Source organism: Limnohabitans sp. 2KL-27, assembly GCF_001269345.1.
Classification (GTDB): domain Bacteria; phylum Pseudomonadota; class Gammaproteobacteria; order Burkholderiales; family Burkholderiaceae_C; genus Limnohabitans_A.
Genome location: NZ_CXOP01000002.1, coordinates 141,818 through 166,839 on the forward strand (window position 1 = coordinate 141,818; position 25,022 = coordinate 166,839).

The 25,022-nt window shown below is 61.5% G+C and carries 25 protein-coding genes; 13 read left to right on the forward strand and 12 right to left on the reverse strand.

Annotated features, from left to right (window positions below):
- Positions 1 to 13 precede the first annotated feature (13 nt).
- From LHAB_RS03275 to LHAB_RS03290, 4 genes are all read right to left on the reverse strand, one after another.
- The gene (locus LHAB_RS03275; protein WP_090043962.1) at positions 14 to 1,348 is read right to left on the reverse strand and encodes a DUF3422 family protein; all 1,335 of its coding nucleotides are present in this window, start codon (positions 1,346 to 1,348) and stop codon (positions 14 to 16) included.
- A 94-nt stretch (positions 1,349 to 1,442) separates the two neighbouring features.
- The gene (locus LHAB_RS03280; RefSeq protein ID WP_090043963.1) at positions 1,443 to 2,444 is read right to left on the reverse strand and encodes an SLAC1 family transporter; all 1,002 of its coding nucleotides are present in this window, start codon (positions 2,442 to 2,444) and stop codon (positions 1,443 to 1,445) included.
- A 73-nt stretch (positions 2,445 to 2,517) separates the two neighbouring features.
- Complete coding sequence (gene ssb / locus LHAB_RS03285) at positions 2,518 to 3,015, reverse strand: single-stranded DNA-binding protein (protein ID WP_090043964.1); 498 nt, start codon at positions 3,013 to 3,015, stop codon at positions 2,518 to 2,520.
- A 67-nt stretch (positions 3,016 to 3,082) separates the two neighbouring features.
- A complete protein-coding gene (locus LHAB_RS03290) occupies positions 3,083 to 4,270 on the reverse strand; it encodes an MFS transporter (protein WP_090043965.1) in 1,188 nt (395 codons plus the stop codon).
- Positions 4,271 to 4,460: 190 nt separating this feature from the next.
- Between LHAB_RS03290 and uvrA the strand changes: the two genes are divergently transcribed.
- The 3 genes from uvrA to LHAB_RS03305 are packed head-to-tail and all read left to right on the forward strand — an operon-like array spanning position 4,461 to position 8,455.
- Positions 4,461 to 7,364 (forward strand): excinuclease ABC subunit UvrA, encoded by a 2,904-nt coding sequence (uvrA, locus tag LHAB_RS03295; protein ID WP_228763330.1) that lies wholly within the window; start codon positions 4,461 to 4,463, stop codon positions 7,362 to 7,364.
- A gap of 56 nt (positions 7,365 to 7,420) precedes the next feature.
- Complete coding sequence (locus tag LHAB_RS03300; RefSeq protein ID WP_090043966.1) at positions 7,421 to 7,819, forward strand: glutaredoxin family protein; 399 nt, start codon at positions 7,421 to 7,423, stop codon at positions 7,817 to 7,819.
- 21 nt (positions 7,820 to 7,840) lie between these two features.
- The gene (locus tag LHAB_RS03305) at positions 7,841 to 8,455 is read left to right on the forward strand and encodes a CYTH domain-containing protein (protein WP_090043967.1); all 615 of its coding nucleotides are present in this window, start codon (positions 7,841 to 7,843) and stop codon (positions 8,453 to 8,455) included.
- 34 nt (positions 8,456 to 8,489) lie between these two features.
- Here the strand turns inward: LHAB_RS03305 and LHAB_RS03310 are convergent, their stop codons facing one another.
- Complete coding sequence (locus tag LHAB_RS03310) at positions 8,490 to 8,900, reverse strand: PaaI family thioesterase (RefSeq protein ID WP_090043968.1); 411 nt, start codon at positions 8,898 to 8,900, stop codon at positions 8,490 to 8,492.
- Positions 8,897 to 9,256, reverse strand: coding sequence for a MerR family transcriptional regulator (locus tag LHAB_RS03315; RefSeq protein WP_090043969.1), 360 nt, complete (start codon positions 9,254 to 9,256; stop codon positions 8,897 to 8,899). Before LHAB_RS03315 ends, LHAB_RS03310 begins: the two co-directional genes overlap by 4 nt.
- A gap of 142 nt (positions 9,257 to 9,398) precedes the next feature.
- Between LHAB_RS03315 and LHAB_RS03320 the strand changes: the two genes are divergently transcribed.
- Together LHAB_RS03320 and LHAB_RS03325 are read left to right on the forward strand one after the other, a co-directional pair.
- The gene (locus LHAB_RS03320) at positions 9,399 to 10,574 is read left to right on the forward strand and encodes a serine hydrolase domain-containing protein (protein ID WP_090043970.1); all 1,176 of its coding nucleotides are present in this window, start codon (positions 9,399 to 9,401) and stop codon (positions 10,572 to 10,574) included.
- A gap of 28 nt (positions 10,575 to 10,602) precedes the next feature.
- Complete coding sequence (locus tag LHAB_RS03325) at positions 10,603 to 12,225, forward strand: long-chain-fatty-acid--CoA ligase (protein ID WP_090043971.1); 1,623 nt, start codon at positions 10,603 to 10,605, stop codon at positions 12,223 to 12,225.
- 88 nt (positions 12,226 to 12,313) lie between these two features.
- Here the strand turns inward: LHAB_RS03325 and LHAB_RS03330 are convergent, their stop codons facing one another.
- Complete coding sequence (locus LHAB_RS03330) at positions 12,314 to 12,934, reverse strand: glutathione S-transferase family protein (RefSeq protein ID WP_090043972.1); 621 nt, start codon at positions 12,932 to 12,934, stop codon at positions 12,314 to 12,316.
- A gap of 224 nt (positions 12,935 to 13,158) precedes the next feature.
- Here LHAB_RS03330 and LHAB_RS03335 point away from each other — a divergent pair, with 224 nt between their 5' ends.
- Positions 13,159 to 14,331, forward strand: a complete 1,173-nt coding sequence (locus tag LHAB_RS03335) for an acyl-CoA dehydrogenase family protein (protein WP_090043973.1) — start codon at positions 13,159 to 13,161, stop codon at positions 14,329 to 14,331.
- Positions 14,332 to 14,489: 158 nt separating this feature from the next.
- On the opposite strand, the gene LHAB_RS03340 is transcribed toward LHAB_RS03335, so the two are convergent.
- Genes LHAB_RS03340 through LHAB_RS03350 form a run of 3 tightly spaced genes read right to left on the reverse strand, consistent with a single transcriptional unit; the run spans position 14,490 to position 17,689 of the window.
- Positions 14,490 to 15,284: an SDR family oxidoreductase gene (locus LHAB_RS03340; RefSeq protein ID WP_090043974.1), complete on the reverse strand. Its 795-nt coding sequence runs from the start codon at positions 15,282 to 15,284 to the stop codon at positions 14,490 to 14,492.
- 34 nt (positions 15,285 to 15,318) lie between these two features.
- Positions 15,319 to 16,665: an MmgE/PrpD family protein gene (locus LHAB_RS03345; RefSeq protein WP_090043975.1), complete on the reverse strand. Its 1,347-nt coding sequence runs from the start codon at positions 16,663 to 16,665 to the stop codon at positions 15,319 to 15,321.
- Positions 16,666 to 16,708: 43 nt separating this feature from the next.
- Positions 16,709 to 17,689 (reverse strand): Bug family tripartite tricarboxylate transporter substrate binding protein, encoded by a 981-nt coding sequence (locus LHAB_RS03350; protein ID WP_194943074.1) that lies wholly within the window; start codon positions 17,687 to 17,689, stop codon positions 16,709 to 16,711.
- A 13-nt stretch (positions 17,690 to 17,702) separates the two neighbouring features.
- Here LHAB_RS03350 and LHAB_RS14605 point away from each other — a divergent pair, with 13 nt between their 5' ends.
- Positions 17,703 to 17,897 (forward strand): hypothetical protein, encoded by a 195-nt coding sequence (locus LHAB_RS14605; RefSeq protein ID WP_194943075.1) that lies wholly within the window; start codon positions 17,703 to 17,705, stop codon positions 17,895 to 17,897.
- A gap of 7 nt (positions 17,898 to 17,904) precedes the next feature.
- Here the strand turns inward: LHAB_RS14605 and pyrF are convergent, their stop codons facing one another.
- Positions 17,905 to 18,747 (reverse strand): orotidine-5'-phosphate decarboxylase, encoded by an 843-nt coding sequence (pyrF, locus tag LHAB_RS03355; protein ID WP_194943076.1) that lies wholly within the window; start codon positions 18,745 to 18,747, stop codon positions 17,905 to 17,907.
- A 37-nt stretch (positions 18,748 to 18,784) separates the two neighbouring features.
- A complete protein-coding gene (locus LHAB_RS03360) occupies positions 18,785 to 19,450 on the reverse strand; it encodes a GntR family transcriptional regulator (RefSeq protein WP_090043977.1) in 666 nt (221 codons plus the stop codon).
- Positions 19,451 to 19,567: 117 nt separating this feature from the next.
- On the opposite strand from LHAB_RS03360, the gene LHAB_RS03365 reads away from it, so the two are divergent.
- The 6 genes from LHAB_RS03365 to LHAB_RS03390 are packed head-to-tail and all read left to right on the forward strand — an operon-like array spanning position 19,568 to position 25,002.
- Complete coding sequence (locus tag LHAB_RS03365) at positions 19,568 to 20,764, forward strand: CaiB/BaiF CoA transferase family protein (protein ID WP_090043978.1); 1,197 nt, start codon at positions 19,568 to 19,570, stop codon at positions 20,762 to 20,764.
- The gene (locus LHAB_RS03370) at positions 20,761 to 21,537 is read left to right on the forward strand and encodes an enoyl-CoA hydratase (RefSeq protein WP_090043979.1); all 777 of its coding nucleotides are present in this window, start codon (positions 20,761 to 20,763) and stop codon (positions 21,535 to 21,537) included. Before LHAB_RS03365 ends, LHAB_RS03370 begins: the two co-directional genes overlap by 4 nt.
- A gap of 22 nt (positions 21,538 to 21,559) precedes the next feature.
- On the forward strand, positions 21,560 to 22,537 hold the full coding sequence (locus LHAB_RS03375) for an ABC transporter substrate-binding protein (protein WP_090043980.1): 978 nt from the start codon (positions 21,560 to 21,562) through the stop codon (positions 22,535 to 22,537).
- Positions 22,538 to 22,552: 15 nt separating this feature from the next.
- Positions 22,553 to 23,359, forward strand: coding sequence for an ABC transporter permease (locus LHAB_RS03380; RefSeq protein WP_090043981.1), 807 nt, complete (start codon positions 22,553 to 22,555; stop codon positions 23,357 to 23,359).
- A 7-nt stretch (positions 23,360 to 23,366) separates the two neighbouring features.
- On the forward strand, positions 23,367 to 24,116 hold the full coding sequence (locus LHAB_RS03385) for an ABC transporter ATP-binding protein (RefSeq protein ID WP_090043982.1): 750 nt from the start codon (positions 23,367 to 23,369) through the stop codon (positions 24,114 to 24,116).
- Between the two features lies 1 nt (position 24,117).
- Entirely contained in the window at positions 24,118 to 25,002 is an 885-nt protein-coding gene (locus tag LHAB_RS03390; RefSeq protein WP_090043983.1) for a polysaccharide deacetylase family protein, read from the forward strand.
- Positions 25,003 to 25,022: the final 20 nt, after the last annotated feature.

Genomic DNA, 25,022 nt, shown 5'->3' on the forward strand with positions numbered 1-25,022 from the left:
TGTTCTTGGGCCCTCAATGGCCCGCGTTTTTCAGCTTTTCATGAATTTTCCGGGTCGTGCGCCAAACGCCCCACAGCACAAACGGCACCAACACCCCGACCGCCACTTCCGGCTGAACAGGCACACCCGCCGCATGGATGGCTTTGGCCCCGTACAACAACAGGCTGACCACGTAATAAGAGATGGCCGCGATCGACAGGCCTTCCACCGTGCTTTGCAAGCGCAGCTGCAAGGCTTGCCCTTTGGTGAGTTTTTCGAGCAGCACCTGGTTTTGTGCCTCGGTGGCAATGTCCACGCGCGTGCGCAGCAAGGCGCTGGAGCGCGAGACCCGCTCGGCCAAAGAGGCCAAGCGCTTTTCGGTGGCCTGCACCGTGGCCATGGCTGGCGACAAACGGCGCTGCATGAATTCGCCCAGGGTCTGGGTGCCCGAGATCGGCCGCTCGCGCAACTCGGCCAAACGCTGACTGACCAGCGTGTCATAAGCCCGTGTGGCCGAAAAACGGAATCCATGCTCGGCCGTCGCACGCTCGATGCGGGCGGCCAGGGACACCAGCAAGTCGAGCAAGGCCTGGTCGGTTTCGCCCTTGCTTTCGAGCAAACCGGTGATGTCGGCCAGCTGCGATTCGGCGGCTGACAACATGGCGGACAAATTCTTGGCCACGGGCAAGCCGCGCAAGGCCATCAGCCGATAGGTCTCCATCTCGAGCAGGCGCTGCGAAATGCGCCCGGCACGCGCTTCGGTGGTGCCATCGGGGGCCAACACCAGCATGCGCTCAAAACCATCTTCACCGATGCGGAAATGGGTCAGGATGCACGAGTGCGGCATACCTTCGGTGGTGTTGCCCATGCGGGAGGCCAGCACCGCCCCCGGTCCAAGCCAGGCTTGTGCGGTGGCGATCAGGTCCGGCTGATTCATGTCGGCGTGCAACATGCCCAAATGAATGGCCGCCATGGTTTGCCCGGGCAAGCCACGCAGCCACTCGGTGCCGACCTCCACATGGGTTGCCAGCTCGGGCTGCTCGGCACCCCAGCCGGCGTTGTCGGGCAAGGATTGCACGATGGAGTAACGCGTGAATTCGGTGTGCCGTTCCCATTTCACCGTGAAATGGTCGCATCGCAAGCGCAGGAAATTGCCCTGCAAGCTCTCGAGGGTCAAGTCGGCGTGACCGGGCAAAAGGCGCAAATGTGCCCATTCCTGCTCCCGGGTCACCCCTGCATTGAGCACCGCCACATAAACGATCAAGGCAGGCAAGCGCACCCGGGCTGAGGGCCGGGCGTGCACTTCGTTGTGCAATTCACGCCGCAGGGCGTCTTCATGGGGCAAAAACCGGGATGTGATTTCGTTCATGATGGCATTTTGCCGAGATTATTAAAACAGAACACCCTGATCCACAGAATTGTCAGGCTGCCCCAGCGCAGCGCCCCATTTTTGACGCGGTCGCTCAGGGCACCGCAGGGGACGGCCCAGGGGCTTCGGCCACCAGCAAACGGCCCAGCCAAAGCCCGTGGACCGTGGCCAGCAGCAAGGCCCCAATCACCCCAGATGCACAGACCAGCCAGGCCATGGCCAACACATGGACCCAACCCTGGGTGGGCGCGAGGTGCAAGGACAAGGCTGCCGAAGCTGCCAAGGGAAATGACATGCCCCAAAAAGGCATGCCAAAAGGCTGCTGCAGGCAGCGCTTGAGCACCGTCAAGGACACCAGCGTGAAAAACAAGGAAACGCCCCACAGCATGTGCACCACCGTGTCAGGCGCACCCAACTGGTGTCCTGACAAAGCCAAAATTGAAGGCGGTGCCATGGTCACGAAGGTGGTGGGCATCATGCGCGAGGGCCACAGACCCACCATGCCGATGCGCACCAAGACAAGCCCCAAGGCGATGGGCCACAAAAAGATCGCAACCCCATACTGCGCAGCCGCCCAAACCGAGTGGCCCAGCGTGACCCCGGCCAAGGCGGGCAGCACATTGCCCACCACCGGGATGAACAGCGCAGGGGTCATGCCGCGCCAGAAATCCTCTGCGGTCATGCCCGGCTGCAACCAACGCCAAATGACACCGACTGTGCCCAGCAACAAACCGACAGCGCCCAGCATCCACACCACCTCTGCCCACACGCTGTATCCCCGGTGCGCCACCCAGATGGTCGGCAGCAAGACCACGGAGGATGGCAAGGTGGCCACAAACACATGGCGCAGGGGATGGCGGGCATCTTCCAGAACAGCCGCAGGAAACCGATACCAGCGCCAAAGCTTGGCCGCCGTCAGGACCCCAAAAACCCCAGCCGCCAACACGCCCACCCCCAGCGACACCTGCAAGGCCACAGGCCCCCAATGGGGCACAGCCCGAAACCAAGCCAGTGACAGGCCGCACAGGCCCATGACCATGGCAAACCAGGCAAAACCCAAATGCTGCACGGATGCCAGCGACGCTCGTTGTGTCATGGGGTGATTTTTTTCCTATAAAAAAACCCGTGGTCCAGGCCACGGGTTTGGGATGCAGCGGGGCAGCCGAGCATCAAAATGGGATGTCGTCGTCCATGTCGTCAAAATTGCTGGCCGCTGGCTTGGGCGCAGCGGCTGGCCGCTGGGCGGGTGCGGCGGCCGGCCGAGCGGCAGGGGCCGACTGGCGAGGGGCGTAAGCACCACCGCCAGCGTCATCGGCTGGGCCACCCATGCCTTGGCGACCGCCGAGCATCTGCATGGTCTCACCCCGAATCTCGGTGGCGAATTTCTCGATGCCATCCTTGTCCGTGTACTTGCGGGTGCGCAGACTGCCTTCCACATAGACCTGCGAGCCCTTTTTCAGGTACTGGCCCGCAATTTCGGCCAGTTTGCCGAAAAAGCTGATGCGGTGCCACTCGGTGGCTTCCTTCATCTCGCCCGTCGCCTTGTCCTTGTAACGGTCGGTGGTGGCCACATTGATGTTGCTGACCGCATCGCCCGAGGGCAAGTAACGGGTTTCAGGGTCGCGGCCCAAATTGCCGACGATGATGACTTTGTTGACGGATGCCATGAAAACTCCTCGATGATGTCTGAATTATGAGGCCATTCCCCGCCCACTCAGCGGACTTGCCCCGCCCTCAGGCCGCTTGCCCGAGCTGTGCGCTTCGTCCCGGGGTTTGCATGGGCCAGGCCACCAGCAACCAGGCCAGCATGGCCACACCGCAGCACAAAAACAGGACCGGGCTGCCCCAGGACTTGACCAACCAGCCGCCCGTCAATCCCCCGACAAAAAAGCCCAGCGACTGCAACGTGTTGTAGACCCCCATGGCCGTGCCACGCATGGCCCGGGGGGCGATGCGCGAAGCCAAACTGGGCTGGGTGGCTTCCAGCGCATTGAAACCACAAAAAAACACCAGCAGCAAGGCCGCCAAAGCCCCCAGGCTGGTGGTCCCCACCGACTGGAGCAGCAAACCAGCCTGCACCAGCACGATCAGGCCGATCGAGACCAGGAACACCTTTTTCAGGTGCCCGCGTCGCTCCATGGCGAACACCACACCCAAAAACAAAAACGACACCAACACAGCGGGCAAATACACCTGCCAATGCTGCGCAGTTTGCAGGCCCGCCTGCACCAGCAAGGCGGGCAACGCCACCCACATGGCCAATTGCACCGCATGCAAAACAAACACGCCCACATTCAGGCGCATCAAGTCGGCATGGGCCAGCACATCGCGCAGTCGCCCCCGGCCTTGTCCAAGCACCGGCGCGGGCGCAGGGGGTGCCCCCCAAATCACCACGCCCACGCCCAACAGTGCCAACACACCGGTGAGCCAAAACAGGCCCGGCAAGCCAATCCAGGCCGTGAGCAAGGGCGACACCACCAAGGACAAGGCAAACATCAAACCGATGCTGCCGCCCACCAAAGCCATGGCTTTGGTGCGCACCTCATCGCGTGTCAAGTCGGCCAGCAAGGCCGTGACAGCCGCCGACACCGCCCCCGCCCCCTGCAAGCTGCGCCCGACCAGCAAACCGGTCAGGTCGGTGGCCGCAGCCGCCCAAAAGCTGCCCAAGGCGAAGATCACCAAGCCCAGCACGATGACGCGCTTGCGCCCAAACCGGTCGGAGGCCATGCCAAAGGGCAGCTGCAAAAGACCCTGCGTCAGGCCATAAATGCCCATGGCCAGACCCAACCACACCGGGTCTTCGCCGCCGGGGTAGCGGCGCGCCTCCAGGGCAAAGACCGGCAAAACCAGAAACAAACCCAGCATGCGCAGCGCAAAAATGCTGGCCAATGAAGCGCTGGCGCGGCGCTCGATGGGCGTCATGCTCAAAACGTCTGAAACGGGATAAGGCAAGGAATCGGCCACAAAAGATCTCAAAAAGCCCCAAACGGGAGGATGCAAAAGCCGGATTGTCCCTGATTGATGGACCCCAGCGCCCCGCAGGATCTCAAAGGGGATAATCAAAGGTTTTGCTGATCTGGCCCTCACTGTGAAACTTGCTGATCCCTCTCTCTTGCCCGACGAACCCCAAGAAGCGCGGTACCTGGCAACGGCCTTGCGGCAAACCCACATCAGCGTGCGGGGGGCGCGCACCCACAACCTGAAAAATATCGACCTGGACATCCCGCGCAACCAGCTGGTGGTGATCACCGGGCTGTCGGGCTCGGGCAAGTCGAGCCTGGCCTTTGACACGCTGTATGCCGAAGGCCAGCGCCGCTATGTGGAGAGCCTGTCGGCCTATGCCCGGCAGTTTTTGCAACTGATGGACAAACCCGATGTGGACCTGATCGAGGGTCTGTCGCCCGCCATTTCCATCGAACAAAAAGCCACCAGCCACAACCCGCGCTCCACCGTGGGCACCGTGACCGAAATCCACGACTACCTGCGTTTGTTGTACGCCCGTGCCGGCACGCCCTATTGCCCCGACCACAACTTGGCACTGCAAGCGCAGACCGTGAGCCAGATGGTGGACACCGTGCTGGCCCTGCCCGAAGACACCAAGCTCATGATCCTCGCGCCGATTGCGCGCGAGAAAAAAGGCGAGTTCGAAAAAGTTTTCGAGCAGATGCAGGCGCTGGGCTATGTGCGCTTTCGCATCAACGGCCAGACCGTCGAGGTGGAAGACCTGCCCACGCTCAAGAAGACCGAGAAACACAACATCGACGTGGTGGTGGACCGCATCAAAGTCCGATCAGAAGAAGACCCCAAAGCGCGCGACGCCTTGCGCCAGCGCCTGGCCGAAAGCTTTGAGGCCGCCCTGCACCTGGCCGAGCACCGCGCTGTGGCGCTGGAAATGGACACGGGGAAAGAACACTTGTTCAACGCCAAGTTTTCTTGCCCGGTCTGCACCTATTCCATCAGCGAGTTGGAGCCGAGGTTGTTCTCCTTCAACTCGCCCATGGGGGCCTGCCCCACTTGCGACGGCATCGGCACGATGGCGTTTTTTGACCCGGAGCGGGTGGTGGCCTTTCCGTCGCTCAGCTTGGCCAGCGGCGCCATCAAGGGCTGGGACCGGCGCAACGGCTTTTACTTCAGCATGCTCGAAAGCCTGGCCAAGCATTACCAGTTCGACATCGAAGCGCCGTTTGAAAAACTCGCGCCCATTCACCAGCAAGTTTTGCTGCACGGCTCAGGACTCGAAGAAATCAAGTTCAGCTACGTGATGGAGTCCGGTGCCTCGCAGGGCAAAAAGGTCAGCAAAAAGCACCCGTTTGAAGGGATCATCCCCAACATGACGCGCCGTTACCGCGAGACCGACTCGGCCGTGGTGCGCGAAGACCTGGCACGCTACCGCAACATGCAGGCCTGCACCGATTGCCAAGGCACGCGTCTGCGGCGCGAAGCCCGCCATGTGCGCATTGGCGAGGGTGCGCAAGCCCGCGCCATTTACGAGATCAGCCACATCACCCTGGGCGAGTCGCAGCAGTATTTTCAAAGCTTGAAGATGCACGGCGCCAAGGCCGAAATCGCCGACAAAGTGGTGCGCGAAATCGCGCTGCGCCTGAAGTTTTTGAACGATGTGGGTTTGAATTATTTGAGCCTGGACCGCAGCGCCGACACCCTCTCGGGCGGCGAGTCGCAACGCATCCGCCTGGCCAGCCAGATCGGCTCGGGCCTGACGGGTGTGATGTACGTGCTGGACGAGCCCAGCATCGGCTTGCACCAGCGCGACAACGACCGCCTGATCGGCACGCTGCAACACCTGCGCGACATCGGCAACAGCGTGCTGGTGGTCGAGCACGACGAAGACATGATCCGCGTGGCCGACCACGTCATCGACATGGGGCCGGGTGCGGGCGTGCACGGGGGGCGCGTGATGGCGCAAGGCACTTGCGCCGACATCCTGGCCGCCCCCGACTCGGTCACCGGCCAGTACATGTCGGGCCGCAAAAAAATCGACATCCCCAAACGCCACAAAGCGGGCAAGGATTTCATCGAGATCGTGGGCGCGTCGGGCAACAACCTGAAAAGCGTGAATGTGAAATTCCCAGTGGGCCTCCTGACCTGCGTGACCGGCGTGTCCGGCTCGGGCAAATCCACCTTGGTGAACGACACGCTCTACACCGCAGCAGCCCACCAGATTCACCGTGCGCACGATGAAGCTGCTGCCCACGAAGAGATCAAAGGGCTGGAGCACTTCGACAAAGTCATCAACGTCGACCAGTCGCCCATTGGCCGCACGCCGCGCAGCAACCCCGCCACTTACACCGGCCTGTTCACCCACATCCGCGAGCTGATGGCCGAGGTGCCTGCCGCACGCGAGCGTGGCTACGGCCCGGGGCGCTTTTCCTTCAACGTGACCGGCGGCCGCTGCGAAGCCTGCCAGGGCGACGGCATGGTGAAGGTGGAGATGCACTTTTTGCCCGACGTCTACGTGCCTTGCGACGTGTGCCACGGCATGCGCTACAACCGCGAAACGCTCGAGGTGCAATACAAGGGCCAGAACATCGCGCAAATCCTGAACATGACGGTGGAAGCCGCGCACCAGTTCTTCAGCGCCGTGCCCAACATTGCGCGCAAGCTGCAAACCCTGCTCGATGTGGGCCTGACCTACATCCGCTTGGGGCAAAGCGCCACCACCTTGTCGGGGGGCGAGGCGCAACGCGTCAAGCTCGCGCTCGAATTGTCCAAACGCGACACGGGCCGCACGCTCTACATCCTGGACGAACCCACCACCGGGCTGCACTTTGCCGACATCGACCTGCTGCTCAAAGTCTTGCACCAGCTGCGCGACGCGGGCAACACCATCGTCATCATCGAGCACAACCTCGACGTCATCAAAACCGCCGACTGGCTCATCGACATGGGCCCCGAAGGCGGCGCGGGCGGCGGCACGGTGCTGGGCGAAGGCACCCCCGAGCAACTGGCCCAAAACAAGGCCAGTTTCACGGGCCGCTATTTGGCGCGTTTGCTGTGAGTCAGAGGCACGCGCCTCATCTTTCATCCACACACTTTTGAAATTCTGAAACCCTTATGAAAACCGTGATCCGTGCTTTTTTCAGAACCCTGCGCGTTGTACTGGGCCCCGTCATGCTGCTCAAAGAGCGCTTGACCCAACCGACCGGCGTGCAACGAGGCTCCGCCGAACAAGCCGCTGTCGATCAGCAATGCCAAAGCCTGGCGCTGTACCAATTCAGCACCTGCCCGTTTTGCATCAAGGTTCGGCAAGAAATGCGCCGCCTGTCCTTGCCCATCGAAAAACGCGATGCACAGCACAACCCTGCCCACCGCGATGCGTTGATGCAAGGCAGTGGCGCCACCCAAGTGCCGTGCCTGCAGATCACCGAGGCCAACGGCCAAACCCGCTGGCTCAAAGACTCGGGAGCGATCATGGCTTATTTGCGCGAACGATTTGCGGCAACTGGCATTTGAGGGCTTTATCCCTCACACGGCATGGAAACCGAACTCAAACTCAGCCTGTGCACAACAGCGCTGCCGCGCCTGCTGACGCATCCTCTGCTGGCCGGCGCGAACAGCAAGCAACGTCTGCTGAACACCTATTTCGACACGCCCGAGTTGGCCCTGCAAGAGCGCCGCATGGCCGTGCGCGAGCGGCTGGCCGGCGATCAGTGGCTGCTCACGGTCAAGACGGCGGGGCGAAGCGACAAGGGCCTGTCGCGCAGGCAAGAGTGGGAGGGCCCAAGCACCGCTGGCGCTTTGCAGTTCGACACGCTGGTGGATGACGCCGCCCTGGCCACCGAACTGATGGCGATGCGGCCGCGTTTGAAGGCGCTTTTTTGCACCGATTTTGAACGCCAGCGCTGGGTGCTCATGCACGCAGACGCACAAATCGAAGTGGCGTTAGACCAAGGCCGCATCCATGTGCCCGGCACCGACTTGAGCGAGCCGCTGCTGGAGCTGGAACTTGAATTGCTGAGTGGCCCCGAAGCCGCCTTGCTCGCACTGGCCGAGGTGCTGCGTCAAACCCCGCAAGGTGAGTTGACGCTCACGCCCAGCGACACCAGCAAGGCGCAGCGGGGTATGGCGCTTTGGCAGCGCTCTCATTGACCCGACAAGCAGACCTCGGCGGGGTTTTGCAGACTCACGCCGCCTGAACCACCGTGAGCAAGGTCTGGCCGTTCGCGACCAGCTTCTCACCCTCTGCGTCCACCGCAAACAAATCACAGCTGGTAAAAACCTGCGCCTTCCCCGGCTTGACCACCCGTGCACGGGCAATGAATTTTTGCCCTACCGCTGGCCGCAAGCAGTTGACCGAAAAGTTCGCGGCCAGCAAATTCGGCCCGGCCACGGTGCCGGCGGCGAAACCACATGCGGTATCGATCAAGGCGCCAATCAGGCCCGCATGCAAGAAGCCCGAATACTGGCCGACTTCTGGCCGCCAAGGCATTTGGATTTCCACAAACCCGGGTTCAGCCACCGTCACTTCGATGCCGCACCAGCGGTTGAATTCGGCCATGGCATTGATCTTTTTCAACGTGTCGAGGGGGCTCATTTCGCTTTCCTTTGCTTGTTTTCAAACCAGCCGATGTGGTCGATCAGCTTCCTGCGCAGTGCTTGGTGTTCGGCGATGACTTGGTCGATGTCGGCCACACGCTGGCGGATCGCCTCGATCATGTCCTGGGGCCTCAATTGGCCCGATTGGAATTTGGGCACGTACTCGGCGATGAAGGGCAGCGAGAAGCCCATCTCCCGCGACATGGCGATGAAGACCACAAGCCTCAAGGTTTTCTCGTCGTAATCGCGGTAACCGTTGGGCAATCGCTGGCTCGCGATCAAGCCTGCCGCTTCGTATCGCCGCAAGCGGTGCACCGACACCTGGGTCTTGGCTGAAAGTTCTGAAATGCGCATGAATCCAGTCTAGCAACGCTCGCGCAATGCGAAGGTTCATCTCTTTGACGCATGGGCGACAAGCCAGGCGAGCGTCTGCGCCGCAGGTGATACCCCGCTGCGCCTTGCTGGTGTACAAAACATCCTTCTTCAGGAGCACCCGATGACCTCTCACCCCGCTTTGCCCCACGCCCATCCTGCTGACGTGGGCCTGTGCCCCGAGCGCACGCAACGCCTGATGGACGTGATGCGCCGCGAAGTGGACAGCGGCCGGCTGCCCGGCGCGGTGGCCATGGTGGCCCGGCGCGGGCAAATCGCCCTGCTCGAGGCCGTGGGCCAGCAAGACCCGGCCACGGGAAAAGCCATGCAGACCGACAGCATCTTCCGCATCTATTCCATGACCAAGCCGGTCGTGTCGGTGGCGGTGATGATGCTGATCGAGCGCGGACAGTTGCTGCTCTCCGATCCGGTCGGCCGCTGGTTGCCGGAATATGCCCACCAGCAAGTGGCCACCGCCCATGGTCTGGAGCCGGTGCGCAACCCGGCCACCGTGCAAGACTTGCTGCGCCACACGGCCGGCTTGACCTATGAATTTCTGGGCGACTCTGCGGTGCAGCGCCAGTACGCCCAAGCCAACATCGCTTCACGCGAACGGACCAACGCCGAGTTCTCGCAAACGCTGGCGGCCATGCCCTTGCAGTTTCAGCCCGGCAGTGTGTGGGCCTACAGCCGCGCCACCGATGTGCTGGGGCGCTTGGTCGAGGTGGTCATTGGTCAGAGCCTGGGCGCGTTTTTGCAAACCGAGATTTTTGGCCCATTGGGCATGGTGGACACCGGATTTTCCGTGCCCCCCGCGCAGCAGCACCGCATCGCCGAGCCCTTTGCGCACGACCCCGATGGCGGCGTGCCGATGAAGGTGCTCGAACCCCGACAAGTGCCTGCCATGGAAGGCGGTGGCAGCGGCCTCATGTCCACCACCCTGGACTACACCCGCTTTTTGCAGTGCCTGCGCAACCGCGGCGAGCTGAACGGCGTGCGCCTGCTGGGACCCCATACCGTGGACTACATGACCGCCGACCACCTGGGCAGTATCCCAGCCGATGGCACCCTGCTGCCCCCGGGCCACGGCTTTGGTCTCGGGTTTGCGGTGCGCACCCATCTGGGACAGGCGCCCGTGCCCGGTTCGGTGGGGCTGTATTACTGGGGCGGGATCGCGGGGACCACGTTTTTTGTGGACCCGGCGCTCGACATGGTGGCCATGCTGATGGTCCAGGCACCCAACCAAAAAGACTACTACCGTCCCTTGTTCCGCGACCTGGTGTACGCGGCGCTGCTGTAAATAACTCAAAACACTGGAGACTTCTCACATGTCCACTTCCGGCCTCATGATGAACCGCCCCCTGCTCATTTCGGGCATCCTCGAACACGGCGCGGCCCAATTCGGTGACCAGGAAATCGTCTCGCGCGAAACGCATGGCCCACTGCACCGCACCACCTATGCGCAGGCCGCCCAACGCGCCCGCCAACTGGCCAACGCCTTGGCCCAGATGGGCCTCAAGCACGGCAGCGCGGTCGGCTCAATCGCCTGGAACAACCACCGCCACCTGGAAGCGTATTACGCCGTCTCGGGCAGCGGCATGGTCATGCACACCTGCAACCCGCGCCTGCACCCGCAGCAGCTGATCTATGTGATCAACCACGCTGAAGACGAGGTGATCTTGTTTGACGCCACCTTTGCCCCCTTGGTCAAAGGCATCGCCGCACATTGCCCCAAAGTCCGCGCCTGGGTTTGCCTGGCTGATGCGGCCAACACCCCCACCATCGAGGGCGTGGCCAACGTGATGAACTACGAGGGCCTGATCACCGGCCACAGCGACACCTTCCACTGGCCTGAATTGGACGACCAAACAGGCGCAGCGCTTTGCTACACCTCGGGCACCACCGGCAACCCCAAGGGTGTGCTGTACACCCACCGCGCCATCGTGCTGGACGCCACCACCGCCTGCTTGCCCGATGTGCTGGGTTTTTCCACGCAAGAAACTGTTTTGCCGGTGGTGCCCATGTTCCACATCAACGCCTGGTGCATCCCCTACGCTGCGCTGGTGGCGGGCACCAAGCTGGTCTTGCCCGGCCCCAAACTCGACGGCCCGAGCCTGTTTGAGCTGATGGAGGCCGAGCAGGTCACCATCAGCGCGGGCGTGCCCACCATCTGGATGGGCCTGATCCAGCACGTCGAACACAACAACTTGCGCTTTGCCCACATGAAACGCACCTGCGTGGGTGGCTCGGCCATGCCCATGGCGCTGATCGCCAAGTTCATGGACACCTATGGCGTGGAAGTGCGCCACGGCTGGGGCATGACCGAGACCACCGCTGTGGCCACCATGAGCAACTTGAGCCGCGCCGACCGCCTCAAGCCCGCCGCCGAGCAGCACGCCATCGTGGCCAAGCAAGGCAAAACCGTCTCGGGCATTGAGATCAAAGTGGTCGATGAAAACGGCGCCACCTTGCCGCGCGACGGCACCTCACAAGGCGAGCTGATGGTGCGCGGCCAGTGGATCGTGGAGCGCTACTTCAAGGCCGAGAAAACTGCACTGGTGGACGGCTGGTTCCCCACGGGCGACATCGCCACCATCGACGCGCACGGCACCATGCAAATCCGCGACCGTACCAAGGACGTGATCAAGACCGGTGGCGAATGGATCAGCTCCATCGACCTGGAAAACGCCGCCATCGGTCACCCCGCCGTGGCCATGGCCGCCGTGATTGGCGTCAAGCACCCCAAGTGGGACGAGCGCCCGCTGCTGTTCATCGTGCGCAAGCCGGGCCAAGCCCTAGAAAAGCAAGAGATCCTCGACTTCCTGGCCACCCAGGTGGCCAAGTGGTGGGTGCCCGACGATGTGGTGTTCCTCGAATCCCTGCCCGTGGGCGGCACTGGCAAGGTGCAAAAGAACGAACTGCGCAAGGACTACGGCGGCGTGTTCAGCTGAAGTTGCCGTTTGGATGGCCACCTCGCAAGCTCCTCGCAATGACAGGCGGTCTGTCATGGCGAGCCAAGCGTGGCCATCCAGTGAACGGTCAAACCTTGGCGCTGGGCCGCTCGTTCATGCGGTCGCGCCAGGCTTGCAAAGCGTGCATGCCCTCGTCGCCGGGCACAAACTTCATCAGGCCCCGCGCAAACTCCAGCGCGCAAAACGCGGTGATGTCGGCGATGGTGAAGCGCTCGCCCGCGATCCAAGGCTGCGCTTGCAGGCGCTGGTCAAAACCCCGCGCCACATCGCGCACCTTCTCGGCCTGTGAGCGGCCGAACTCGGGAAACTGCGGTTTTTCCAAGGCAGCCAGCCCCGGGTGGCCGTGACGGATCGCGTTGGCAATGCCGCCCAACAAATACAACTCCACCTGCCGGTCGGCCATCTCGATGAAGCCGCGCTCGTCGCCATCCACACCCATCAGGTTGGGCGCGGGGTAGCGGCCCTCCAGCAAAGTGCAAATCGCCCGCGTCTCGGTGATCACGCGGCCATCGTCCAGTTCCAGCGCAGGCACTTTGGCCAGCGGGCTCTTGGCCAAATACGCCGGCTGACGGTGCTCGCCGCCTTTGAGGTCCATGTTCACCATCTCGATGCCGGTGATGTTTTTCTCGACCAAAAACATCAGCACCCGGCGGGGGCTGGGCGCGCGGTGGGCGGTGTAAAGCTTCATGGTTTTTCTCCTTTTTTTGGCAGGGGCATGTTCCCAGTCTTGGGCCTGTGCCGTGCAGACTAGCACCGGCCTGATCGGGGGCGTGCCACGCAGATGACAGCTGCTGCGAGGCGCAAGAACAGACACACGGGCGACACCCAGTCACAGGCCGGACAGGACAAGGCCTGTTCAGCCTTTCCAATCCACACCAGAGCCCCTGTTCAACGATTTGAGAAAACGCGACCATGAACTTCGACATCCCACCGGACATTGCAGCCCTGCGCGAGCGCACGCGGCAGTTCATTGCCGAACAGGTGATCCCGCTGGAGGGCGACCCGCGCCACGGCCCGCATGGCCCGTCCAAATCACTGCGCGAAGAACTGGTGGCCCGTGCACGCGCTGCGGGCTTGCTCACGCCGCATGCCTCCGTCGAGATGGGTGGGCTGGGTTTGAGCCACATTGCCAAAGCGGTGGTGTTTGAAGAAGCCGGCTACTCCAACCTGGGGCCGACCGCGCTCAACATCCATGCGCCCGACGAGGGCAACATCCACCTGATGGAAGAAGTGGCCACCCCCGCACAGAAAGAGCGCTGGCTGCGCCCGCAGGTGGCCGGGCTCACCCGCTCCTGCTTTGCCATGACCGAGCCCGCACCCGGCGCAGGGGCCGACCCCTCGATGCTCACCACCACCGCCGTGCGGGATGGCGACGACTACCTGATCAGTGGCGGCAAGTGGTTCATCACCGGGGCCGAAGGGGCCGATTACGCCATCGTCATGGCGCGCATGGAAGACGGCACGGCCACCATGTTTTTGACCGACATGGACAAAGCGGGCATCACGCTCGAGCGCAGCATGGACGCCATGGACAACTGCTTCACGGGCGGTCATGGCGTGCTGTGCTTTGACAACTTGCGCGTGCCCGCCACCGACGTGCTGGGCGAAGTGGGGCAAGGCTTTCGCTACGCGCAAATCCGGTTAGCTCCGGCTCGCCTGACGCACTGCATGCGTTGGCTGGGCCAAGCCCGCCGCGCGCACGACATCGCACTCGACTACGCCAGCCGACGCCAGGCTTTTGGCAAACCCCTGGCCGAGCACGAAGGCGTGGGCTTCATGCTGGCCGACAACGACATCGACCTGCACACCGCACGCCTGCACATCTGGCACACCGCCTGGCTGCTCGACCAAGGGCAAAAAGGCGGTTTCGAATCAAGCCGGGCCAAAGTGGCCTGCTCAGAGGCCGAATGGCGCGTGGTGGACCGCTGCGTGCAAATTCTGGGCGGTCAAGGGGTGACCGCCGAGACGCCCGTGATGCGCATCTTCATGGACATGCGCGCCTTCCGAATTTATGACGGCCCCAGTGAAGTCCACCGCTGGAGCATGGCGCGCAAGCTGGTTTACAAGGCGCAGCAGGCGACATAGAGTCTTGCTGGCCGATCTCACGGTTGACCCCCATCTGTGCCAAGCCGTCCAGGCCCCCTGTTGGCGCTTGGCTGAACCCGTTGAAGGCTAGCGCGCTGGCTTCAATACCCAGCCGGTCAAGCCAAAGGCAAAAAATGGCGTTGCCCAAACAAGCGCGCTCAGATCAAAGGCACCAACGCGCCATCCATCGACAAATTGGCTCCGTTGATGTAACTCGCTTGGCTGGACGCCAAAAAGACGACCGCAGACGCAACCTCCTCTGGCCGAGCAATACGCCCCATCGGCAGCTTTTCGGTCAGTTGCAAAAGAGCAGTTTCGGTAGAAATAAGCCGGCTCTTGGCGTCTGCAGCGATGGAATTCTCCAAACGCTGCGTCAAGGTGCTACCGGGATTGACGGCATTGACCCGAACGCCTTGCCCGGCATACGCGTTCGCCAGGCCAGCGGTCGCCAACATCAAGGCGGCATTGGCGGCACCGCCCGGCAGGTGCAAAGGGCTGGCCACCTTGCCGCCGTTGCCAACGACATTCACGATGGCACCCTGACCACGCACAGCCATCTTTTTGATGACGGGGTCCATCATGTTGATGTAACTGAAGAACTTCGATTGCATGGCGTTTTGCCAGTCCTGCGGTTTGAGGTCTGCGGCTGCCGTCTTTTTGGCAGCGCCGGCCGAATTGACCAGCACATCGATCGGACCACCCAAGCCTTCTGCCTCGGCAAGGGCCGCCAGGGCAGCCTCAGCCTGTGTCAGATCTGCTGCCACCACATGAATTTTGCAGCCTGCGGGTGCTGTCAGCCCCAGCTCTTGTTGCGCCGCTGTCAACGTTTCCGAATTGCGCGCCACCAAGGTCACATGCGCGCCCTCTTGCAAAAATGCGCTGGCGCATGCCAACCCGATGCCCTTGCTGCCGCCCGTGATGAGGATGTGCTTGTTTTGAAGATGGAGGTTCATTGATGGGCTTGGTTCAAGTGATTAAAAAGGGAGGTCATCGGGATTGCGGCACGGTCATGGCGATCAGCTCCGCAACATTGGCCATTTGAGGGAATCGGCCCAGCGCCTCCAACAGTTCGTCGGCATGGCAATGCGGCGCCCCCCAAGCGGCGAGCTCGCGAAACTTGCGTGCCAGTGCCTCAGAGGTCATGGGTGCTTGCGCCCCAAGGATCTCGCGGGTGATCAAACGCCCGCTTTGCAGGTGAATCACCACCCGAGCTTCTTCAGTGCTCAGGCGTTCGTCTGCCACGATCTTGACCTTTTGACGGCAGTTGCGAACGAGCACATCATTCACAGCAGCATCGGTAAATGCTCGCACACCGGCTTGGCCCCGCGTGATGGCCATGGCCACCGCATGCTGAAGGCTGAGCTTGGATTCAAGTCCATCAGCCGGATGAAGGCGGTCTGCACGTATTTGCGACAAGGGATGAACCGTGACCGTGATGTGTTCAATTTCATCCCCGGCATGGATCGGGTCATCGGCCATGCCCAAGCAGGCGTCCAATGTGGGGTGCAGCAAAAAGCCGCACGGGTAGGGCTTGAACGTATTTTGTGTCGCTACCCAATGTTGTCCCAAGCCTTCGCAAAGACCCGCATCCAGAGGTCGTGACCCCATGACTTCGGAGAACCCGAACCGTGCCTCCAACACCCGGTCGTTGGCCGTGATGCCATGCCTTGCAAGCTGTGCCGCCACCAAGCCGTTGCGCGCCGCATGGGCAATGTTCAAGCTCTTGGCCATGGTGCCCAGACTGGCCACCAAGCCACCCGACTGTGTGGCGGCATGGCCCATTGCCCAAGCCATTTCCTGGGGACTCAGGCGCATCAGGCGTCCTACAGCAACCGCAGCACCCAAGACGCCGCAAGTGGCCGTGATGTGCCAACCCCGCTCGTAGTGACCGGGCGAAACGGCCAGACCGATTCGGCACTCCACCTCCATACCCAACAAAAACGCATGCAAGAAATCCTCGCCGCTCACGACCGTCTGACTGGCCCAGGCCACCAGGGCCGACGCCACTGTGCCCGCAGGATGAATTCCCGTCGGCCAATGCGTGTCGTCGTAGTCAAGGATGTTCGAAGCAAAAGCGTGAAGCAATGCAATGGTTGCAGGGTCAAACTTTTCAGCGCGGCCGATCAGTGGTGCATCACCGCGGCCGAAAGGCGCTAGCGCCAAGAGCAGTCTGTCCAAGGCGGGGTCACCTGCGCCACCGAGGGCACAGGCAAACCAATTCATCCATGATGAAGCAGCCGACGATCGAGTCGCCGCATCGACATCAGTCCACTTCGACTCAACCGCCCATTGAGCAAGCGCATGCGTTGGAGATGCGCCATCCAGCAGCTTCATGAAAGAGGCCGCAACACCAGAGACAGCATGCTGAGATCCATGCTCAGTTGGCCACGATGCCTGCTTTTTTCACCACCGGGCCCCAGCGGTCAAGTTCTTGCCGCACGTAGCTGGCCGCTTGCTCTGGCGTTCCGCCTAGGGCCTCTGTTCCTTGGGACGCAAAGCGCTCGAGAACGTCGCTCGACTTGAGCGCCTGGTTCACTTCGCGGTTCAAGCGGGCAATGATGTCAGGCGGTGTGCCAGCTGGCGCCATCAAGCCGTACCAAAGTGCGACATTGACCGAAGGAAAGCCCAACTCAGCAAAGGTGGGCGTGTTGGGCAACAGGGGGTTTCGTCGAGGACTGGCAGCGGCCACAGCCCGGATCTTTCCGCTCGTGATGTGTGGCAGCAGTGACGGTGCGCCATCAAACATGACTTGGACTTGTCCGCCCACCAGGTCTGCCACAGCGGGGCCGCTACCGCGGTAAGGCGCATGGATCATGTCGATCGATGTTGCCGCGGTGAACAACTCGCCCGCCATGTGCGGTGCACCACCGTTGCCCGACGAGGCGAAGGCCAACTTACCAGGCCTTTGCTTGGCCAGCGCCACAAACTCAGGCAGCGTTTGTGCTTTCAATTCAGCGTTGATGGTCATGATCAACGGCAAGCTTGCCAGCATGGTGATGGGCGCGAACGATGTGATGGGGTCGTAGGGCAACTTGGCCATCAAGTGGGGACCAATGCCATGCGTTGTGATCGAGTTTTGCAGCAAGGTGTAGCCGTCGGGCGCTGACTTGGCGACGAAATCGCTGGCCAATGAGCCGCTGGCGCCCGCCTTGTTTTCCACAACAACGGGTTGCCCCATCGAGGTGGACAACTTGGCTGCCAGCAATCTGGCGATGAAGTCTGCAGCGCCTCCTGGCGGCACTGTGACGATGAGTTTGATCGGACGGTTGGGGTATGCGCCAACGCTTTGCGCTTGGGCCCATGTGCCCGCCAAAGCGCACACCACTGCGCAGACATATTTGGTCAGTTTGGATGCCATCGAAAACCTTTGAATGGAAGATCTGAACGGAAAAAACGCGTGGAAAGCTGACTCAACAACAGTCTCCGGCACTGGCGAGGTGCTGTTTTGTTGGAGAACTGCTTGGTTCATCCTAAACGAGATCGGCAAAAAAGGCCGAACGGTTGTGACAGGCTTTCAAAGACCGCAAACGCCAATCAACCCGCTTGGGGCCTCACCCTTTGACTGAACGCGCGTCACAGCTTGGCTGCTTCGAGGGTGTCCCTTGTCTGCATGGCCACACGGCGTGCAGCCGCTGCAAAGTCTTCGCCGCTCGAGGCGTAAAGCACCGCACGCGACGAATTGACGATGATCGGGCCGGCGCTGGAGCCGTCGGCATGGGCGCGCCAGCCGGCCTTGACGGTGGTGACCGCGTCGCCGCCTTGTGCGCCCACGCCGGGGATCAAGAGGGGCAAGGTGGGAGCGAGTTCGCGCACGCGCTCGATCTCTGCCGGGTAGGTCGCACCCACCACCAGGCCGAGTTGGCCGTTCAGGTTCCAGGGGCCTTGGGCCAGTTTGGCAACGTGTTCGTACAACAAAGGCTGACCCTCGACCGAGGCCAAACGCTGGTTTTGCAGGTCATCACCGCCGGGGTTGGAGGTGCGGCACAGCAAGAAGGCGCCTTTGCCTTCGTACTTCAAATAAGGGGCCACCGAGTCCCAGCCCATGAAAGGCGAGAGGGTCACGGCGTCGGCGCCGTAGCGCTCGAAGGCTTCTTTGGCGTACTGCTCGGCAGTCGAGCCAATGTCGCCGCGCTTGGCGTCCAGGATGATGGGCACATGCGGGGCCACACGGCGCATGTGTTCCATCAGGCGTTCGAGCTGGCCTTCGGCACGGTGCGCGGCGAAATAGGCGATTTGGGGCTTGAAGCCGCTGACCAGGTCGGCCGTGGCGTCGACGATGGCGGCGCAAAAGTCGTAGATCTTGTTGGCGTCGCCCTTGTAGCGGTCCGGGAACTTGGTGGGCTCGGGGTCCAGGCCCACGCAAAGCATGGAGCCGTTTTGGCGCTCGGCGGCGCGCAGCATGTCGAGGAAGGTCATGGGGGATGATTTTAAGCGGCGCCCCACACGCGGCGCTTCACTGCGAAGCCAGCAGGTCCGTGGGCAAATTGAGGATGAAGTCGTTCAGGCTTTTGGCATCACGCCCGGGGCGCATGTGGTCGCGCATCGAGAAAACAGCCGCATCGGCATCGCGCACGCGCAGGGCCTGAACAATCTGTTCGTGCTGCTCAAAAGAGGTCTGCAAACGGCCCAGGGCACCAAAGGCGTGGCGGCGGTAAACGCCTGTGCGAAAACGGATGCGCAAGACTTCTTGCCGCAAAAACGGGTTGCGTGTGCCTTGGTAAATGAGCTCATGAAACGCCAGATTGAGCTTTTGCCAGCCCTGCAAGTCCTCGGCAGCGGCCACCAGGCGGCTTTCTTCGTGCAATGCGAGCAGCTTGTGCAGGTCTTCTTCGGCCATGCGCTCGCAGGCCAGGCGCACGGCCACGGCCTCCAGCTCGGCCAGCAACTCCCACAGGCTGAGCAGTTGCTGCAGGTTCATCTTGGTGACGGTGCTCCCGCCCCGGGGCATGTTGCTGACCCAGCCCTGGGCCTGCAACTGGATGAGGGCCTCGCGAATCGGTGTTTTGGAAACACCGAAACGCTCGGACAAAGCCCCTTCGTCGATCGGGTCCCCAGGCAACAAATCACCCTTGGACATGGCTTCTTCCAAGTGCAAACGGATTTGGTCGCTGACTTTCATGGGGCGTTTCTTAGGGCTAACACTGATATTTTGGCATATTGCTTTGCATACAGATATAGACTATAAATATATTTATGGATGGTGACTTTGTTTTTAAAGTCATCCAACACAACATTTATGGCCAAAATTCAAGCTTCCTCTGCACTTTCACGCTTCAAGGTCATCGACCTGTCCCGCGTCCGTGCGGGCCCCAACTGCGTGCGCATCCTGACCGATTTTGGTGCGGATGTGGTGCGCGTCGAGCCGCCTGAAGGGGTCGATCCCAACGAAGCGATGTTTGCCGCCAACCGCAAGGGGGGCGATTTTCAGAACATCAACCGCAACAAACGCTCGATGACGCTGAACCTCAAGAAAGAGGGGGCGATGGACATCCTCAAACGGATGATTGCCGAGGCGGATGTGGTGGTGGAAAACTGGCGGCCCGATGTGAAGGACCGCCTGGGGCTGGATTACGCGTCGCTCAAGGCCATCAACCCGCGCATCATCTTGGCCAGCATTTCCGGCTTTGGGCAGGACGGTCCCTATGCTTGGCGGCCAGGCTTTGACCAGATCATCCAGGGCATGGGCGGGCTGATGAGCGTGACGGGTGAGCCCGAACACGGCCCCATCCGGGCGGGCCTGGCGGTGGCCGACCTGAGCGCCGGGCTGTACTGCGCCATCGGCATTTTGGTGGCCTTGATCGAGCGCGAAACCTCGGGCCAGGGCCAGTGGGTGCAAAGCTCCTTGCTGCACTCGCAAATTGCCATGATGGATTTCCAGATGGCCCGCTACCTGAACGACAACGACGTGCCCGTGCAGGTGGGCAACAACCACCCGACCAGCTCGCCCATGGGCTTGTTCGAGGCCAGCGATGGCTGCTTCAATTTGGGCGCATCGGGCGAGGGCAACTGGAAGCGCTTTTGCGAAGTGCTGCAAAAACCCGACTGGTACCAAGACCCGGAATTTGTGACCGAGCCGTTGCGCGTCAAGAACAGGGAGCGCCTGAACCGCTTGATCGCCGAAGAGTTTCCGAAGAAAACCGTTCACCAATGGGTCTCGATGCTCAACCAAGCGGGCGTGCCGGCCGGGCCGGTCTATACCGTGCCGCAGGTGTTTGAAGACGAGCAGGTCAAGCACCTGCAAGTGACCACCACACTGCCCACACAATTTGGCAAGGACATGCACTTCATCACACAACCGGTGGTGCTCAGCCGCACGCCGTCCAAGGTGGTGGCCCCGGCCCCAGGCTGGGGTGAGCACACCGACGAGGTGCTGGGTGATCTGGGTTTTTCGGCCACTGACATTGAGGGCTTCCATGCCCGGGGTGTTGTATGAGCGAAGGCCGCATCGATCTGAACGTGCAAGGCCATGTGGCACAGGTCACGATCGACGACATCACCCGGCACAACGCGATGAGCCTGTCCATGTGGACGGCCTTGCTGGCCGCTTTTGAAGAGATGGACCGCCTTACAGAGGTGCGTGTGTGTGTGCTGCGCGGCGCGGGCGAGAAGTCCTTTGTGTCGGGGGCCAACATCAGCGAGTTCGAAACCCAGCGCAACTCCGAGGCTTCGGTGGTGCATTACAACGACATGGTCAAGCGCACCCAGCAAGCGATTTTTCGATGCCGCGTGCCGGTGATCGCGGCCATCAGTGGCATTTGCTATGGCGGCGGGCTGGGCCTGGCCTTGAGCTGCGACCTGCGTTACGCCGCACCGCATTCGCGTTTTCGCATGCCTGCGGCCCGCATGGGCTTGGGCTATGACTGCGAGAACATGAAAAGCATTCTGAACAACCTGGGCCCCCAGGCCACGGCAGAGGCTTTTTACACCGCACGGGTCTATGACGCGGCCAGCGCGCAGGCCATGGGCATGGTCCTTGCAGTGGTAGATGATGTTTTTGCGCACTGCACCGCCTTGGCCCATGAGATCGCAGCCAACGCGCCCTTGACCATTCAGGCCGCCAAGAAAACTTTGGTAGCACTGGCAGAAGATGAAGAAGACATGACGTCAGTGGAAACCGCCATCGACGCCTGCTTCAAAAGCAACGATTATGCGGAAGGCCGGCTGGCTTTCGCACAAAAGCGGTCCCCCTTGTTCACCGGCCAATAACCCCCAACCCAGGAGTATTCAGATGAAACTTTTGACTTCCCTCATCGGCTTTGCACTGTCGGTCTCAACCGGCATGGCTTTGGCCTTGGGCCCAGCGCCCGCCCCCCTCAAAGACAAAGCCACACTGACAGTGGGCTACGTCAAAGTGGGCCACCTTTCGCCCATGCTCTTGGTCGAAGAAGAGCTCAAGAAGATGAACATCGAAGTCAAGCGTGCCGAGTTCGTGCGCTACGCCGATGCCCGCACCGCCTTGCTGTCCAACTCGGTGGACGTCTCGGCCGTGGGCGCGGGTGACCTGGCCATCGTGGCCGGTCAAGGCAGCAAAAACCTGATCGGCCTGACCGGTGTGGGCAGCTCGCCCAAATACCTGGTGGTGCGCAAGGGCGTGAAAATCGACGACTGGGCAGACATCAACGGCAAGAAAATTGCCATTGCCCCTGGCTCAGCCGTCTGGTTCCAGTGGGCCATGACCTTGATCGAGAAGAACATTCCCTACAACTCGTTCACCCCCGTGAACGTGCAAGGTGGTGGCACCGCCTTTGTGCAGGCCATGAAGCGCGGCGACATCGATGCCATGGTGCTGTGGGAGCCCTTTGAGTCCCAAGCCGTGGCCGAAGGCGATGCGTACTTCTCGCAAAAGCTCGAGTACAGCCAATCGCGTGCGGTGGGTGCCGAGCTGGGCATGTTGGCCGCCTCTGGCGAAGCCATGACCCAAAAGAAGGAGCTGGTGCGCCGCTTCCTGTGGGCTTACCTCAAGGCCGAAGAAACCCTGAGCAAGAACAAAGACGTGTTTGCCGATGCTTATTCCAAGTACACCGGCTTGCCACTGAACGTGACCAAAGAATCGGCCAAGATCATCAAGCTCGGTGGCGTGCTGAACAAGGACCAGGTCTCGCGCTTGGCTGAAGCCGCCTTCAAACAAGGCATTGTGCAAAAAGACGTGACCAAGGAAGCCGCCGCCCTGTACGACGACTCCATGGTTGTTGAACTCAAGAAGTAATCAGGCAGCACCCTCATGGCAAACGCTTCTCTCGATACCCTTCGTCGGACAGTGCTTGGCATGTTGGTGCCGGCATTGGTTCTGATCGTCTGGCAGGTGGCAGGCAGCCGTCCCGGCATGGCCGGCATCCTGCCCACCCCCATGCTGGTTTTGGAAGGCTGGCACGGCTGGATTTTTGGCTCGCCCGGCATGGGCCTGAACCCCTACCTGGGATCCTGGGTGTCCAACGTCCAGTACTCCTCAATGCGGGTGGCACAGGGCTTTGTTCTGGCGGCCCTGATTGGCGTGCCTTTGGGCTTGCTGATTGGCTGGAGCCGTCTGGTTCAGCAGCTGTTTGACCCGCTCATCCAGAGTCTGCGCCCGATCCCGATCACCGCTTGGCTGCCGTTTTCGATTGCCCTGTTCGGCATCCGCGACATGGGGGCCATCTTCCTGATTTTTCTGGGTGGCTTTTATGCCATCGTGGTCAACACCACGCAAGGCGCACGCGATGTCGAGCGCAACCTGGTGCGGGCCGCACTCATGATGGGGGCCAGCCGCAAGCAACTGCTGTATCGGGTGGTGCTGCCAGCGGCCATGCCCTCCATCTTCACCGGCTTGCGCATTGGCCTGGGCATCTCCTGGACGGCCGTGATCGTCTCCGAAATGGTGGCTGTCAAGTCGGGCCTGGGCTATGTGCTGTGGGACGCCTACTACGTGGGGCGCATGGACATCGTGCTGGCCGACATGGTGTCGATCGGCATCATGGGGTTTTTAAGTGATCGCCTGATCGTTTTCATCGAAAGCAAGGTTTTGGTCTGGCGCATGCTGCAAAGCCATTGAAACAACTATGTCTCACATTTCCATCGACAAGCTCTACAAGACCTACCCGGGTGCCACACCCGTCAAGGCGCTGGAAGACATCAACCTTCAAGTGGCCCCGGGTGAACTGGTGGCCCTGCTCGGGCCTTCGGGCTGCGGCAAATCCACTTTGCTCAACCTGATCGCTGGATTCGAGCAACCCAGCCAGGGCCAGCTTTTGGTCGACGGCCAAGGCGTGCGTGCGCCCGGACCGGATCGGGGCGTGGTCTTTCAGGAAGCCGCGTTGTTCCCTTGGCTGACCGTTTGGGAAAACGTGATCTTCGGACCCAAGGTGCAGGGCATGGCGCGCAGCGAGTACGAAGACCGCGCCCATGAAATGATCAAGATCGTGGGCTTGAGCGATTTCAAGAACCATCTGCCCGTGCAGTTGTCGGGCGGTATGCGCCAACGTGTGGGCATTGCCCGCATCCTGACACTGGGCTCGCGCGTCTTGCTGATGGACGAGCCTTTTGGTGCCCTGGATGCGCAAACCCGATTGACCATGCAGGAGCTGCTGCTCAATGTGTGGCAACAACTCAAGCCCACCATCATCTTTGTCACCCACGACATCGACGAGGCGATTTTCTTGGCCAGCACGGTTTACGTGATGTCGGCTCGGCCGGGCCGCATCCAGACCAAGATCACTGTGCCACTGGCGCGCCCACGCACCGTGGCCGACACCGCCAGCGAAACCTTTGCCTCGCTCAAACTCGACATCCTCAACCTCATTCGACACTGACATGGCCAACCCCCGCATTCCCTACCGCTTCTCCAACGATGGGCCAACGCTGAAGGCCGCGCCTGAAGGCGCCATCATGGTGCACTTGGTGGTGAACGTGGAACACTGGCAATTCGAGTCGAGCATGCCGCGCACCATCATCACACCGCCGCACGGCAAAGAGACGGTGCCCGATGTGCCCAACTTCAGCTGGGCCGATTACGGCATGCGCGCGGGTCTGCCGCGCATTCTGCGGGCCATCCAGGACCGCGGTCTGCCCGCCTCCACCAGCTTCAATGCCGGGGTCATCACCGCTTACCCCCAAGCTGCGCAAGCCATGCACGATGCGGGCTGGGAATTCATTGGCCACGGGGTGCACCAAAAAAGTCTGAACCACAACCAGGGTGAGTCCGAAGAATCCCTGATCGCGACCAGCCTGGACATGATCGAGCGCTTCACGGGCCAGCGCCCCAGAGGCTGGCTCAGCCCCGGTCTGCGCGAAACACACGACACCCCCGAGTTGCTGAAAAAGCAGGGCGTGGACTACGTGTTTGACTGGGTGGTGGACGATGTGCCTGGCTGGATGCAAACACGCAACGGCCCCTTGCTGGCCTTGCCCTACAACCTGGAAATCAACGACTCGATCGTCTACGCCATCGAAAAACACACCAGCGACGAAATGTACGAACGCCTGGCGCGGACGCTGGCCTTGTTTGAACGCGAAGCGGCTACGCACCCCCGGGTGCTGGCCATTGGCCTGCACCCGCACCTGATTGGCGTGCCCCACCGCTTTGCCAGTTTTGAGCGCATGCTGGACTTGCTGATGAAGTCGCCCCAGGTGTGCTTCATGAACGGGGGGCAGATTGCCGACTGGTACACCGCACAGGTGCCCGCACCCACTGTTTGACGGTGCTCGCCTGGTGCGCA